The 15,137-nt window shown below is 62.2% G+C and carries 12 protein-coding genes; 7 read left to right on the top strand and 5 right to left on the bottom strand.

The genetic code is table 11. The features are described 5' to 3' along the window. Positions 1-61: 61 nt before the first annotated feature. From QM649_RS03445 to secA, 3 genes are all read left to right on the top strand, one after another. Positions 62-1,138 (top strand): tyrosine recombinase, encoded by a 1,077-nt coding sequence (locus QM649_RS03445; RefSeq protein ID WP_415197697.1) that lies wholly within the window; start codon positions 62-64, stop codon positions 1,136-1,138. After that, positions 1,135-2,094: a tyrosine-type recombinase/integrase gene (locus tag QM649_RS03440; RefSeq protein WP_415197614.1), complete on the top strand. Its 960-nt coding sequence runs from the start codon at positions 1,135-1,137 to the stop codon at positions 2,092-2,094. Before QM649_RS03445 ends, QM649_RS03440 begins: the two co-directional genes overlap by 4 nt. Positions 2,095-2,245: 151 nt before the next feature. After that, positions 2,246-5,245, top strand: coding sequence for a preprotein translocase subunit SecA (gene secA / locus QM649_RS03435; RefSeq protein WP_415197613.1), 3,000 nt, complete (start codon positions 2,246-2,248; stop codon positions 5,243-5,245). A gap of 294 nt (positions 5,246-5,539) precedes the next feature. Here secA and QM649_RS03430 read toward each other — a convergent pair whose 3' ends face one another. Continuing rightward, entirely contained in the window at positions 5,540-6,124 is a 585-nt protein-coding gene (locus QM649_RS03430) for a class IV adenylate cyclase (protein WP_415197612.1), read from the bottom strand. A gap of 86 nt (positions 6,125-6,210) precedes the next feature. On the opposite strand from QM649_RS03430, the gene QM649_RS03425 reads away from it, so the two are divergent. Further along, positions 6,211-7,278, top strand: a complete 1,068-nt coding sequence (locus QM649_RS03425; RefSeq protein ID WP_415197611.1) for an L-threonylcarbamoyladenylate synthase — start codon at positions 6,211-6,213, stop codon at positions 7,276-7,278. A 9-nt stretch (positions 7,279-7,287) separates the two neighbouring features. Here QM649_RS03425 and QM649_RS03420 read toward each other — a convergent pair whose 3' ends face one another. The 4 genes from QM649_RS03420 to tmk all read right to left on the bottom strand — a co-directional run bounded on the left by QM649_RS03420 (position 7,288) and on the right by tmk (position 11,166). After that, entirely contained in the window at positions 7,288-7,797 is a 510-nt protein-coding gene (locus QM649_RS03420; RefSeq protein WP_415197610.1) for an RNA chaperone Hfq, read from the bottom strand. A gap of 163 nt (positions 7,798-7,960) precedes the next feature. Continuing rightward, positions 7,961-9,055 (bottom strand): ATP-binding protein, encoded by a 1,095-nt coding sequence (locus QM649_RS03415; RefSeq protein ID WP_415197609.1) that lies wholly within the window; start codon positions 9,053-9,055, stop codon positions 7,961-7,963. Between the two features lie 4 nt (positions 9,056-9,059). After that, entirely contained in the window at positions 9,060-10,505 is a 1,446-nt protein-coding gene (locus QM649_RS03410) for a cytochrome P450 (RefSeq protein ID WP_415197608.1), read from the bottom strand. After that, complete coding sequence (gene tmk, locus QM649_RS03405; protein WP_415197607.1) at positions 10,471-11,166, bottom strand: dTMP kinase; 696 nt, start codon at positions 11,164-11,166, stop codon at positions 10,471-10,473. Before tmk ends, QM649_RS03410 begins: the two co-directional genes overlap by 35 nt. Positions 11,167-11,280: 114 nt before the next feature. Here tmk and QM649_RS03400 point away from each other — a divergent pair, with 114 nt between their 5' ends. Genes QM649_RS03400 through QM649_RS03390 form a run of 3 tightly spaced genes read left to right on the top strand, consistent with a single transcriptional unit; the run spans position 11,281 to position 14,833 of the window. Then, a complete protein-coding gene (locus QM649_RS03400; protein WP_415197606.1) occupies positions 11,281-12,303 on the top strand; it encodes a hypothetical protein in 1,023 nt (340 codons plus the stop codon). After that, complete coding sequence (locus QM649_RS03395) at positions 12,293-13,204, top strand: hypothetical protein (protein WP_415197605.1); 912 nt, start codon at positions 12,293-12,295, stop codon at positions 13,202-13,204. The genes QM649_RS03400 and QM649_RS03395 overlap by 11 nt, the downstream gene beginning before the upstream one ends. A gap of 57 nt (positions 13,205-13,261) precedes the next feature. Beyond that, complete coding sequence (locus QM649_RS03390) at positions 13,262-14,833, top strand: M28 family peptidase (protein ID WP_415197604.1); 1,572 nt, start codon at positions 13,262-13,264, stop codon at positions 14,831-14,833. Positions 14,834-15,137: the final 304 nt, after the last annotated feature.

Raw genomic sequence — 15,137 nt, 5'->3', positions numbered from 1 at the left:
TGACCAAAGAGAGCGGAGGCCGAAGGCGGATCGCCCTGCGCGCAGCAGCTTGCTCAACTTGATGCGGATACCCAACTTCCTCTGGTACATCGCCGATAATGAACCGGTGACGGAGTCCGCTGGGCAAAAGACGAATACGGCGCTGCTGCGCGGCTACCTGGCCTATCTGCGTATCGAGAAGGGCCTGCGCCCGCTCACCTGCGAGGCTTATCAGCACGACCTGCTCCAGTTCGCCGAGTTCCTGGAGGAAGAGCAGACTTCGTTGCTGGAAAGCCGTCGCGAGCAGGTCTCGGATTTTCTCGCTCACCTCGGCCGCTACGGGGTCGAATCGCGTTCCGCCGCCCGCAAGCTTTCCTGCCTGCGCGGCTTCTTCAAATGGCTGCTGCTCGAGAAGAAGATCGATCGCGACCCGACCGTGACCATGGAAACGCCTGCCGCGTGGAAAGTGCTGCCCAAGTCTCTCGCTGTCTCTGAAGTGAAGGACATGCTCGACCGCGCCAGTCTCGCAGCCGAACAGCCCGAAGAACGGAAGCTTTCGCAGGCGGCTGCGCTGCGCGACCGCGCCATCATGGAAATTCTTTATGCCGGCGGTCTCCGCGTCTCGGAGCTGACCGGCATGCATGTTGCCGATCTCTCGCTCGCCGCCGGCCGCGCCATGGTTCGTGGCAAGGGCGACAAGGAGCGCATCGTGCCGCTGGGCCGCGTCGCAATCGAGGCGGTGGAGACGTATCTTGAGCGCGGCCGACCTGCACTCGTCCGGAAAAATAAGGATCGCGGACGGCTGTTTCTCTCCGTGCGCGGTCTGCCGCTTACCCGGCAGTGGATCTGGCAGATGGTTCGCGCCTCGAAGGCCAGCGCCAGTCCACATAAGCTGCGCCACAGCTGCGCGACGCATATGGTGGAAGGCGGAGCCGACCTGCGTACCGTGCAGACCATCCTCGGCCATGCCGACATTGCCACCACGCAGGTATATACCCACCTCGCGCTCGGCCGACTAAAAGAAGTGCATCGCCTGCATCATCCTCGCGGAAAAGCCGCATTGTTAGAGGAGCAGGGGACTCCGCAGGAAGAGGCTCCGGAAGATCATCCGGATACAGATATCCACGCAGAGGCGCAGGCGGAGGAGGCGGCATCGTGACCACTACCGAGACCTGCCGCAAGCTGGTGGAAAAGTTCCTCATCTCACTCAGCGGCGAGCGCAATGCGTCGCCGCATACCCAGCGCGCCTACGCCCGTGAATTGCGTGATTTCTCCGCCTTTATCGAGAAAAACGTCGGCAAAAAGGCGACGCCGACTGCCATCGAGCACCAGACCATTCGCGCTTATCTCAGCGAGCTTTATACCCGCGGGCTCTCGCGCCCGTCGGCGGCCCGTGCGCTTGCCGCGATCCGCTCCTGGTTCAAGTGGCTCGCCCGGCACGGTTATGTAGAACAGAATCCGGCCTCGCTGGTGGTGACGCCGCGCCTGCCCAAGCACCTGCCGCGCGTGCCCACCATCGAGGAGATGAACCGCACCGTCGATTCGATCGGAGACGCGGAAGCCGTGGCATGGCCGGAGCGCGACCGGGTGATCTTCGAGCTGCTCTACGGATGCGGTATCCGTAATGCCGAGTTGGTCGGCCTTAACCTCGACGACCTGCACTGGGCCAACGACGCCATCCTGATCGGCGGCAAGGGCCGCAAGGAGCGGTACGTGCCCATGGGTGACGCCGCGGCCAAGGCCCTCCGCGCCTACCTGCCGCTGCGAGAGGAAAGGATGGCCGCCCGCCTCCGCGAGGCTCCCGAGGCCCAGGTGCGCCTGGCGAAGCATGCGCTCCTGATGAATACGATGCTGCGCGGTAACGGACGCCTTACCACCCGCTCGGTCGCCCGCATCGTCAAGCGCATCGCCATGGCCTACGGGCTGCCTTCGGATGTCCATCCGCATACGCTGCGCCACGCCTTCGGCGCCCATATGCTGGAGGAGGGAGCCGACCTGCGCGCCATCCAGGAGCTGCTCGGCCACGAGCGGCTTTCCACCACCCAGCGCTACACCCAGCTCACCATCGGCAAGGTCGCCGAGGTTTACGATCAGACCCATCCCCGGGCAAAATAGCGGCGGCTAACGAATCGGATGGGGGTTCGTCCGTATGAGGGATTATTTCGCGACCATCGGGGGCGGCGAGCCGAGGGCGAAAGGCCCGGACGGCCAGTCCTCGCCCTGCGCGCAGTTGAGCGGTTACACTGTAGGCTGAGGAAATTTCGCTTTGATCGGTAGTGCACTTACCAAAGTATTCGGCACCAGCAATGAGCGCGAGGTGAAGCGTCTGCTGCCGCGCGTCCAGGCCATCAATGCCCTGGAACCGGCCCTGCAGCAGCTCTCCGACGACCAGCTGCGCGCCAAGACCGACGAGTTCCGGGCTCGTATCGCCAAGGCCATCGAAGGCATCACCGATGCGGATGCACGGCTGGCCGCCGAAAAACAGGCTCTCGACGAGATTCTCCCCGAGGCCTTCGCGGTTGTCCGCGAGGCCGGCCGCCGCGTGCTGCAGATGCGTCACTTCGACGTGCAGCTGATCGGCGGCATGGTGCTGCATGCTGGCAAGATCGCCGAAATGCGCACAGGTGAAGGCAAGACGCTGGTCGCCACGCTGCCCTGCTATCTGAATGCGCTCGCCGGCCACGGCGTTCACGTCATCACCGTGAACGATTACCTGGCCAAGCGCGACGCCGAGTGGATGGGCAAGCTCTACGGCTTCCTCGGTCTCTCGGTCGGCGTCATCGTTCACGATCTCGACGACAAGACCCGCCGCCAGGCCTACGCTTCGGACATTACTTACGGCACGAACAACGAGTTCGGCTTCGACTACCTGCGCGACAACATGAAGTTCGAGCTGGCTGACTGTGTGCAGCGCAGCCACTACTTCTGCATCGTCGACGAAGTCGATTCGATCCTCATCGACGAAGCCCGTACCCCGCTCATCATCTCCGGTCCCACCGACCAGACGACGGATAAGTATGTCCGCGTCAACCGCATCATTCCTTCGCTCATCGAAGGCGAGGAGATTGAGAAGGGCGAAGAGAAGATCCTCACCGGCGACTTCGTTGTCGACGAAAAGCACAAGACCATCGCCGTTACCGACGAAGGCTGGGAAAAGATCGAGCAGCTGCTCGGCATCGGCAACATCGCCGACGTCGAAAACTGGGAGCTCAAGCACCACGTCGAAGTCGCCATCAAGGCGCACAAGCTCTATCGCAAGGATGTGCAGTACGTCGTCAAGGACGGCGAAGTCATCATCGTCGACGAGTTCACCGGCCGTCTGATGCCGGGCCGTCGCTGGTCCGATGGCCTGCACCAGTCCGTCGAGGCCAAGGAAGGCGTGAACATTCGTCGCGAGGACCAGACACTCGCGACCATCACCTTCCAGAATTACTTCCGCCTTTATAAGAAGCTCTCCGGCATGACCGGTACGGCTGAGACCGAGGCGACCGAATTCGAGAAGATTTACAAGCTCGAAATCGTCGTCGTCCCCACCAACCGCCAGGCACGCCGCATCGAGCACGCAGATGTCGTCTACCGCACCGCGAAGGAAAAGTACTTCGCCGTGGCTGACGAGATCGCCGCGCTCCATGCCAACGGGCAGCCGGTGCTGGTCGGCACCACCTCGATCGAAAAGTCGGAAATCCTCTCGCAGATCCTCCAGCGCAAGGGCGTTCGCCACGTCGTGCTCAACGCGAAGTATCACGAGCGCGAAGCGGAGATCGTCGCCCAGGCCGGACGCCTCGGCATGGTCACCATCGCCACCAATATGGCGGGCCGCGGTACGGATATTCTCCTCGGCGGCAACGCCGAGTTTGTCGCCAAGCAGGACCTGGTCCGCAAGGGCGCCGCGCGCGCCATCAGCACCGCCGAGGGAGCGATCCATCCCACGGCTGCGCCGGGCATGACCCGCTTCTACTACCAGGGGCAGGAGTTCGAGACCTCGGAGCAGAACTGGAATTCGGCGAATGAGGCCTTCACCGCAGCCACGGCCAAGGAGCGCGAATCCGTGCTCGCCGCGGGCGGTCTGAGCATCATCGGCACCGAGCGCCACGAGTCCCGCCGTATCGACAACCAGCTTCGCGGCCGCGCCGGCCGTCAGGGCGACCCCGGCGCCTCGCGCTTCTATCTCTCGCTCGAAGACGACCTCATGCGCATCTTCGCCAAGGAGTGGGTCTCGACCCTGCTTCAGCGTATGGGCATGGAAGAGGGCGTGCCGATCGAATCGCGCATGATCTCCAAGCGCATCGAGAAGGCGCAGGAGCAGGTGGAAGGCAACAACTTCGAAGCCCGTAAGCACCTGCTCGAATACGACGACGTCATGAACAAGCAGCGCGAGGCCGTCTACGGACTGCGCCACCAGCTGCTCGAAGGTCTCGACCAGAAGGAACTCATCGTCGAGGACTATGTCGCCAACATCCTTAGCGATGTGCTCGACGAGTATGCGCCGGAGAAGGTCCACCCCGACCAGTGGAACTACGACGGGCTGAAGACGAAGCTCATGGAGCAGTTCGGTTTCCCGCTCGAGACCGAGATCGCTGGCTACGAGGAGATGACCCGCCACGAACTCGGCGAGAGCCTCTTCGAGAAGCTCAAGGAGCGCTACGAAGCCAAGGAAGAGTTCATCACCGAGAAGGCCATGCGCTTCCACGAGCGCATGATCATGCTCAGTGTCCTCGACGGCCTTTGGAAGGACCACCTTCTCAGCATGGATCACCTGAAGGAAGGCATCGGCCTGCGTGGCTACGCGCAGCAGGACCCGCTGGTGGCCTACAAGAAGGAATCCTTCGAGATGTTCGAGGCGATGATGGGCCGCTTCCAGGAAGACACCGTGCGCTACCTCTTCCTGATGCAGATCGTCGGTCCCGATGGCCAGCCGGTCGCGATTCCCACGCAGCGCCGCGGCGCCGCTGGAGCCCAGCCTGTGATCGAGGCCGCTCCTGCCGCAGCTCCGGAACCGCAGGCGGCAGCGAACGGGCATCATGCGCCTCCGACGCTCCCTGGCCGCTCGGCCGGAGATGCGCCGACCACGACCATCGACTCGCTCGAACGCGAATTCCAGAAGCGTAAGGAACGCGAGCTCGAGCATGCGCGTATGGCCGGCGGCGGCGACAGCACCAGCGAGCCGACCCAGCACCGCAGCGACAAAATCGGCCGCAACGATCCTTGCCCCTGCGGTTCAGGCAAGAAGTACAAGAAGTGCCACGGAGCGGGCGAAGCATCCTAAATAGTCACTTTGATAAATGCTTCTCAAGACAAACAAAAGCCGGGCTTTATGCCCGGCTTTTGTTCGCGCGTTTTAGTTAGGGCTTTCCAAAAGCAGAACTGTCATTCCGACCGGAGCGAGACGGTTGTTTCGTCTCGCGGAGTGGAGGAACCTGCAGTTTGCTTGCGCATCGAGACTGTTCTGGAGCGAGAAGCCTCACTACAGGTTCCTCCGCTGTGCTCCCTGCGGTCGCTTCGGTCGGAATGACAGGTCGTAGAGGTAAAGGCATGGCTGTAGGCGAAGATGACGACAGTTCTAAGCGGTTGTTCCTGCGCCAACGGCTTCAAACGTTAAATGTGCCGCAGTGCTGCCTGTTTCCTTGCGCCAGTCGTCAAAGAGCCTTCCATAGCTCTTCGTCAGCAATGCAGAGGGATCAAGGTTCAGCTCCTGGGCGCGGGTGTCGATCCACTCCTCCGGGCCTTCCAGCTCGGCGAAGATGCCGATCGGTGTTTCGTCGATGACGCAATGGCCTGTCCTGTCGGCGTATTCCGTCCGCCACTTCTCGTAGGCGAAGGCCGGTTCGTAGCCCAGGCGCTCGAAGACCGAGCCTAGAGCCGCGCCATCGGCGATCTCTGTCTCTGTCTCGATGCGGTGCTTGTGCCGTGCCTCGGGATTGTCGTTCTCCGGCACGCACTTGTGAGTCAGAACCCAGCGCTCGCCGTAGCGGCGGATGCGCAGGATCGAGTGCTGCGCGCGCAGGCTGCGGTCCGGCGTGTCATAGAGCACATTGCTCTCAAACGTGCGGGGTGTGACAACGGAAAAGCCGAGAGCCGAGAGCCGTTCATGCAGCTCGGCGACATCCTCGACGCGGAATTTCACCTCAATTTCAACCGCGCTCATGAAAAAAGTATAGAACCCAGCTCCCGGCTGAGGCCACGAGCGGTTGCGGCAACGAGCGATAATAGCAGCATAGCTGTCGCCTTCTCATGCATACGGAACGCCTCATCGTCGACGCCGACGCCCTTACATCCGCCGCCTCACAGGCATCGATCCGGACCGCCGCCGCTATTTTTCGCGCGGGTGGCACCGTTGCCTTTCCCACGGAGACGGTCTACGGTCTCGGCGCCAATGCGCTCGACGAACATGCCGTCGCGAAGATCTTCGCCGCCAAGCAGCGCCCATCATGGGATCCGCTCATCACGCATATCGCGGATCGCGCGATGCTTCCGTTCGTCGCTGCATCAGTGCCTGAGAACGCCGCTCGTCTCATCGATGCGTATTGGCCGGGGCCGCTCACACTGCTGCTGCCACGGCAGCCTGCCGTGCCGGATGCTGTCACCGCCGGACGTCCGCTGGTCGGCGTGCGCATGCCGCAGCACCCGGTTGCGCTGGCCCTGCTCCAGGCTGTGCAACTGCCGATCGCCGCGCCCAGTGCCAACCGCTTCGGCCACACCAGCCCGACGACCGCTGCGCATGTCCTCGAAGATCTCGACGGCCGCATCGATGCGATTCTCGAGCTCAAGGGCGATCCCGAGCTTGCCCATGGTGTCGAGTCCACGGTGGCCGATCCCACGCAATCGCCGGTCATGATCTATCGTCCCGGCGCGGTCACTCTCGAACAGATTCGCGTGCTCTGTCCGGATGCCATTGCCTATGCCGAGGTCGCACGCACCGCACAGGTCAAGCCCGAATCGCTGCCTTCGCCCGGGGTCGGCATCCGCCACTACGCGCCGCGAGCGCGGCTGCTGCTTGTCGAGCCGCGTTTTGGGTCAGAACAGGAACAGCGCGCTGCCTTCGAGCAGCAGGCGCGGCAGCTTGCTGCTGGCCAGAAGCTCGGTCTGATGCTGCCCGATGGCTGGAGTGCGCCGGAGACGGCCGTCTGCTATCGGTGGGGAAAATGGAATGACGGGGAAGAGCTGGCGCGAAGGCTCTTCTCGGGGCTGCGTCAGCTCGATACCGAAGGCGTGGCGTTGATTCTTTGCCCGCTGCCTGAGCCGCACGGCATCGGAGCGGCCATCACGGATCGTCTCCGCAAGGCCGCCCGTACCGAATAACATGGCTTATTACCGCGAGTGCTCTTCGCCGGCCTTGTAGAGGTACTTGATCGCGGCCTTATAGATGAGCGTCTTCTTTCCGTTGCGCACCTTGATCGCATTGCGGTCGAACCACTCGATGTAGCCTTCGATCTCTTCGCCGCCCTCGAGCACGAAGACCATCAGCGTCTGCGTCTGCATCTGCTTCTGGAAGTAGAAGGCCTCGGCGTGAGCGTCTTCGGAGTCATATGCGTGCGCAGAAAATGCGCCTTGCTGCGCAATGAGGTGCGAGGACATTGCATCGTCACTGCGTGATGCCGCGATGCGCCGCTTCGCGCCTTCCGGTAGCTTCGGACGGACAAGTTTACGCGGGCCGGGAATCTCGTCGTTGCTCGCGCCATGGTTGGCACCGTTGTTCGCGTGATCGGCAGGCATGTCGACAGTCGCAGCGGCGGAATGAGGCAGAGATTCCGAGCCGCGTGCGGAAGCGGAGCGCAATGCGTGCAGCGTCCCGGGAGAGAAACGTGAAGGATTCGCCATGAATTCTGAGTCGTTAGCAGGTCGGATGCGCGGCACTGCTCCGCGGTCGCCTGAGTTAGGTTCTGAGTTCGATGAAGATGGTTTTTTTTGTTTTGACCCGTATCGTACCGAAGAGTTTTGCGCCCCTGCCAGTCCTTTTCTCAGGTTCTGGAGGGAAAAGGCATCAGCGATGCAGGCTTGTCGCAAAACTATCCAATGAGAGGGAACGCAGCAGGTTGCGCCGCATGCCGCTCTCCACCTGAGCGATACCGCGCTCTGCGAATTCAATCCACGCAAAGCTCGTCTGCTGCGCGAATTCCGTCAGCTGCGGAGCAATGTCGATATTGCGGATGATGCCTGCGGCCCCTGACTGGATCAGCAGCAGGTCCTCGAGCAGGCTGCGCAGAGCCCGCAGCATTCCCTGCGTCTTCTCCTGGCCCTCGGCTCCGGCGCGGTAGGTCTCCGTTGTCTTGAAGAGCGCCGAGAAGTCCGGATCTTTCAGGCCGTGGCGCAGGAGCAGCAGCGCGTCGGCCCGGCTCGTCAGGTACCCTTCGAGATCGAAGCCAAGCGCCTGTCCCACGGCACCCTGTGCCAGGCGTGATACCAGTGCTCGCTGTTGCGGCCGCCAGTCCGGGCGTCGTGCTGCCAGCAAGGCTTCAATCTCTTCGAGAGGCAGTGCCCCCAGCCGGAAGATTCCCGCCCGCGAGCGGATGGTCGGGAGCAGGTCGCCGATATTTTCGGCGAGCAGGAAGATGCTCGCGTAGGGTGGCGGTTCCTCGAGAATCTTGAGCAGGGAGTTCGCCGCTTCCTTCATGAAGGAAGCGCTGGTGAAGATGTATACAGAACGGCGCGCCTGCGACGGGATGCGGTAGATCTCGCGGATCACCGTGCGCACCTGCCCCAGCTTGATGAGAAGCTGCGGCGGATCGGGAGGGATCACCAGCACATCGGGGTGCGTCTGCACCAGGATGCGCGTCTCTTTCTTGTCCGTCTCGCGGAGATCCTCACGGGCTGCAATCGCCTCGTCCACGCGGGCGTTGAGGTCCGCGGACTGTCCAATGCGCGTACAGTTCGAGCATGTCCCGCAGAAGTCGGGAAGACCGTCCGTCAGCGGCTGCTCCAGGCAGTTGGCCGCCTGCGCCAGCATCACGGCCAGCGTGTACTTACCCGCACCGCGCGGTCCGCTCAGGATGAGAGCGTGCGGAAGACGGCCTGCGGCAATCGCCTCTCGCAGATGCCGTACCGTCGTCGCGTTGCCCAGAAAGTCGCTGAAACCCACGGCTCTAGCTTACGTGATTCGGGCGTGGCTCGGCGACCACCCGCACTCCGTGCCTGGGCCGAAGCGTAATCTTCGGCTGCATCTCAAAGGGTTGCTCCGCCACAAGCCGCAGCCGCCAGCGCTGGGCCAGCGTCGCCAGCACGAGGATCGCCTCCATCCATGCAAAAGATTCGCCTATGCACTGCCGGCCACCCGCGCCGAAGGGGAAATAAACAAATTTCGACCGCCGCGCCTTCTGCTCCGGCGTAAAACGCTCCGGCTCGAAGCGGAGCGGGTCAGGGAAGTGTGCCGGGTCGCGCTGGATGAGGTATTGACTGAAGAAAAAATAGGTTCCGGCCGGGAGTCTGTAGGGGCCGATTTCCACATCCACCGTCGCCTGCCGCCCCATCGCCCATGCCGGAGGATAGAGCCGCATCGACTCGGCCAGCACCATTTCCGTGTAGCGTAACTGCGGAATGTCTTCGAGTGTTGGAAGGCGACCTGCGAGTACGGCATCGAGCTCCGCGTGCAGCTTCGCCTCGGCCTCGGGATTCTGTCCCAGCAGCATCCACGTCCACGTCAGCGCGTTCGCGACAGTCTCGTAGCCTGCGAGGAAGATGGTCATCACCTCGTCTCGCAGCTGTTCGTCGGTCATGCCGGAGTGGTCGCCATCGGCATCGCGTGAGCGCATCAGCATGGAGAGCAGGTCGCCTTTATCCACGCCGCTTGCCCGATGTTCGGCGATCATGCGATGGACGACCGCATCCAGACGCTTGCGCGCGCGCTGGAAGCGCATCAGCCCGGGAATCGGCCAGTGCAGGTAGTCCTCGGCGCTCGGCAGCGCGATCAGCAGGTTGTAGAGCTTCATGATCGCATTGACCTCGTGATTGATGCGCTCGACATCCGGCGTCACTTCCTGCGCGAGCAGCGTGCGGGCCACGATCTGCAGCGAGAGCCGCATCATCTCCGCGGCAATGTTCAGCTCCTCGCCCGGCTTCCACTGGTCGCGCATGGCCGCGGCCCGCTCTGCCATCAGGCTTCCATAGGCCTGGATACGCTGACGATGAAATGCGGGCGCGGCGATGCGCCTCTGCCGCCGATGCATCTCGCCGTCACTGGTAATGAGCCCATCGCCCAGCAGGATGCGCATCCGCTTCTGCGTGCGCTCCTTGATGAAGTTTTGCGGCTGGTTGATAAGGATCTCGCGCACGAATTCCGGTTCGTTCACCAGCACGATGTTGCTGGGCCCGATGCGGTAGTGCGCCATATCTCCGTAGGTCGCGATCAGGTGCTCGAAGAGAAGAATGGGGTTGCCGACGCGGAAGAAGCGGCGTGAGAGGTAGAGCGGGAGATTCAGCTTCAGCCCGGGAGGGAAGCGATAGCCATGGCGCTCGAGCACCACCCATTCACGAGGGTGCCCGGGCGCGGTGATCTCATCAGGCGTGACTGCTTCGCGGGCTTCGAGTGTCATGGTCGGCCAGGCGCTCCCGTACTACATCCACGATGCGGCGATGTACCTCTTCGATGCCTGCATCGCCCTCGATTGCGACCACACGCAAAGGCTCGCGGGCGGCGATTTGACGATACGCATTCCACACGCGGCGATAGAACGGCTCTGCCTCGCGCTCGAAGCGGTTTTCGTCCGCGGACTCGGATGCCGTGCGCTGATTGCGACGGCGGGCCCGCGCGAGCGAGCGCTCGAAATCCGGCAGCAGGAGGATGGTAAGGTCCGGCTGCAGTTCACCGCAGATGGCAGCGTGCAGCCTCAGCACCAGTTCGCTGCCGAGCTCGCGCCCTCCACCCTGGTAGGCCTCGGTCGAGTCCGTGAAGCGATCGCACAGAACCACACGCCCACCTGCCAGCGCCGGCTCGATGACCTCTGCGATTGCCTGCGCCCGATCGGAGAACATCAATCCCAGTTCTGTCTTCGGTGCCAGGTTCTCCGTGCGCGAATCGAGCAGCAGCGCGCGAATGCGATCACCGGTGCGTGTTCCACCCGGCTGCCGGGTCACCGTGATCGGAAGATTGTCGGCTTCCAGCCGCTCCGCCAGCTTGCGGAGCTGCGTGGATTTCCCTGACCCATCGAGGCCTTCGAACGTAATGAAAAAACCTCGTGGGTTTTCTGCGTACATGGCCGGAGTGTAGCATTCGCGCCCGTCCGGCAGCCCGGCGCCGGCAACTTCACGCCCTCTGTGGCGTCTTTATGCAGATAGACTGAAGCGTTGTCCTTCACTGGAGGATTTTCTTTGATTCGTTCCTGCCTTCCGGGTCTCTGCCTGCTGTTTATGAGCGCCGCTACTCCTGTGGTTCTCGCGCAATCTTCGAGTCAGTCCGTCGCAAGCCAGTCCGCTGCGCCGATTCAGGTAACGGTGGACGTGACAGATGCGCCGCGCAAGATTTACCACGCACATCTGGTGATTCCTGTGCACCCTGGCCCGCTTACTCTTCTCTATCCCAAGTGGATTCCCGGTGAGCATTCCCCTTCGGGGCCTATCGAGAGCCTTACTGGCCTGATCATTCGCGCTGGCGGCGGTGAGGGAAGTCCGCTGGCCTGGTCGCGCGATGACGTGAACATGTTTGCGTTTCATCTCACCGTGCCTGCTGGCGTCACTTCGCTGGACGTGCATGACGATTTTCTCGCCACCGCAGCGCCTTCCGGTGATTCCTCCGGCGCTTCCACCAGCGCCAACATCGCCGTGCTCAACTGGAATGAGATTCTGCTCTATCCCGCCGGCACGCAGGCCTCGCAGCTCATGCTTACTCCCGCGATCAAGCTACCTGCCGATTGGCAATACGGCAGCGCGCTGACGAAAACAGGGGAAGGCGACGGTGTCGTGCATTTCGCGCCGGTCACGCTCGAGCAACTCATCGACTCGCCGCTGCTCGCCGGACGTTATTTCGCCGAGTTTCCGCTGGCTCCTGAAGTAACGCCGAAGCACTACCTCGATCTCGCCGCCGATGGTCCCGAAGATCTGAAAATCAAGCCGGAAGCACTTGCGGCCTATGACAATCTGATTCGCGAGACAGGCGCGCTCTATCGATCACGCCACTATGACAGCTATCACTTTCTTGTGACGCTGAGTGACCATGTCGGTGTCGCCGGTATCGAGCACCATCAGTCGAGCGACGATCGTGTCGGTGAAAAGACATTCCTGGACGACAATCTCGCGCTGATGAATGCCGATCTGCTGCCGCATGAGTTCACGCATTCCTGGAACGGCAAGTACCGGGCTTGCCACCGGGAACTACGAAGATCCGATGAAGGGTGATCTGCTCTGGGTCTACGAAGGGCTTACGCAGTATCTCGGCGACGTGCTCGCCGCGCGCAGCGGCATTGAAACCGCCGAGCAGTATCGCGGCGCCCTGGCTTTCAGCGCCGCTACACTCGATGTCCGGCCGGGCCGCACCTGGCGCAACCTGCAGGACACTGCTGTTGCGGCGCAGATCCTCTACAACGCCAACGGGCAGTGGGATAACTGGCGCCGGAATGTCGACTACTATCCGGAAGGTGAGCTGATCTGGCTCGACGTGGACACCACCATTCGCCGCCTCACTCACGACAAGAAGAGCCTCAACGATTTCTGCGCATTGTTTGAAGGCGTCGGAGGCAACACGCCGCCAAAGGTTGTGCCATACAACTTTGAAGATGTGATTGCCGCGCTCAACCAAATTGCTCCATACGATTGGACCGCCTTTCTTCGCGAGCGCCTCGACAGCAAATCCGTGCATGCTCCGCTCGAGGGCATCGAGCACGGCGGATACCGCCTCATTTACAACGACAATCCGGGCGAATATATCCAGGCGCACGAAGCCGCTCTCGGTGATGCGCCGGCATGGTGGGCTCTCGGCATCGATGTCGGCAGTGACGGCCGCCTCGATGACGTCCTCGTGGGATCTGTTTCCGACAAGGCCGGCCTTGGTCCCGGTATGCAAATCATCGCTGTGAACGGACGCCAGTACACCCCTGCGCTGCTGGGGGACGCCATCACGAATGCGAAGGGGAACAGCATGCCTATCGAATTGATTGTGGTGAACACCGGCTACTACAAAGTCGTGAAGCTGGATTACCACGACGGCCTGCGTTTTCCGCATCTCGAACGCGTTGAGGGCACGCCGGATTATCTGGATGAAATCCTCAAGCCGATGACGACCGCGCCGAAGGCGCAATAGCGCATCCTGCAATTTGCGCGGCTGAAAAATCGCGCAGCGCAGTTAGTATGGGGAGCGATGCGCAAGCCTCTCGCTCTCCTTCTGCCTGCCGTTCTCGCGATCACCGCCGCTGCGTCGGCCCAGCAGCATCCACGCGATGCGCAGATTCATGACGCCGACACCCTCGCCTGGTGGCACACCACCGAGGCGCTTTCCAAGGATGGGATGGAGGGCCGGGACACGGGTTCGGCCGCCTATCAGCGCGCCGCCAATTATGTGGCGGACAGGTTCAGGCGCGCGGGCCTGCGTCCGGCAGGCGAGGATGGCGGCTACTTCCAGAGTGTGCCTCTCGATGAGATTGCTGTGGACTCCGAAGGCTCGAACTTCACCGTGGTTCGCGACAGCGGCGAAAGCCTCCCGCTCGGCTTCCTGCAGCAGATCACTATCGCGCCGGCAGCCGGTCTCAGCGACATCGAAGCCCCGCTCACCTTTCGCGGCTACTGCGGCAAGGACGCCATGCAGAACGTCGCAGGCAGGATCGTGGTTTGCTTTGGTACACAGCGCGATGGCCTGCCCTCTGGCGGAGAGCGCGTTGCCAATGCCCGCGCCGGTGGTGCAGCTGGAGTCGTGAACGTCGATGATCCGTACTTCACCATCGAGCCGCCGCGCTGGCCCTACGCCTATGCCCGCAGCGTCACGATAGCTGGTGAAAGACCCCCTGCGAAGCCGGCATTCGCACCGCTGCAGGTCATGCGCCTCAGTGACGATGCCTTCTCGACCCTGCTTCAGGGCACGAAGCAGGACCCCGCGGCCATTCTTTCCGCAGGCGGACACAAGGAGGTCTTACAGTCCTTCGACATCCCGGTGCGTCTGCGCATCCACGTAAAAGAGAGCACACGCAGTTACAGTTCGCCGAATGTGATCGCCGTATTGCCAGGCTCCGACCCAATACTTCGCAATCAATATGTCGTGATCGCCGCACACCTCGATGGCTATGGATATGGCACGCCCGTGGCAGGAGACAGTCTCTACAACGGCGCGCTCGACGATGCGGCCTACGTTGCGCTGCTCATCCAGTTCGCGGACGACCTGAAGCGCGAGCATCGCACCCTGAAGCGCTCGATTCTCTTCTGCGCTTTTACCGGGGAAGAGAAAGGCCTGCTCGGCTCGAGCTGGTTTGTCGCGCATCCCACTGTGCCTGCAGCCGATCTGGCCGCGGATATCAATCTCGATCAGCTGCGTCCGCTCTTCCCGCTGCATATCCTCACGGCGCTGGCTGTCGACGACACGACGCTCGGCGCCACGGCCCGCACAGTCGGCGCGTCCATGGGCATCGAGATCCGCCCCGATCGTGAGCCGGAGCGCGGGCTTCTACGCCGCGCGGACCATTATCCGTTCCTGCACAGCGGCGTGCCTGCCATCGGCTTCATCTTCGGCTACGATCCCGGCACCGACGCCGAAGCCCGCTATCGCGAGTGGTACCGCGTCCGCTATCACCGCCCGCAGGACGACCTTACGCAGCCCATCGACTTCGATGCCGCGGCGAAGTTCGATCACTTCTTCTACACGTTGGTCGAGACCGTTGCGAATGACCCTGCGCGTCCGTCGATCCTGCCTGGCAGCAGTTTCGCGAAGCCCGCGCAGAAGTAAGGAACCGCGGCTCAAAAAGGGAACGGTCCCTCAATCCATACTCAAATACTGTCATCCCGACCGCAGTGGAGGATCTGCGGTTTGATCGGGGTGGTGACAAACAAGAAAAACGCAGGTCTCTCCACTGCGCAAGACGATAAAGCTGTCTTGCTTTGGTCGAGATGACAATCTTTCTGGATGGAAATTGAACGCTGCCGACGGTCTACGGAGCTAATCCAACAGTGGCAGCAGGTCGGCGATTTCCAGCTCCAGGCCGCCGAACTCCGGATGCTCGTTCTCCCGCATCCGGTAAGCTACATCCACG

Origin of the sequence: Silvibacterium sp. (assembly GCF_047605705.1) — a bacterium.
Taxonomy (GTDB): domain Bacteria; phylum Acidobacteriota; class Terriglobia; order Terriglobales; family Acidobacteriaceae; genus Silvibacterium.
This window is presented reverse-complemented; position numbering and strand designations above follow the sequence as displayed.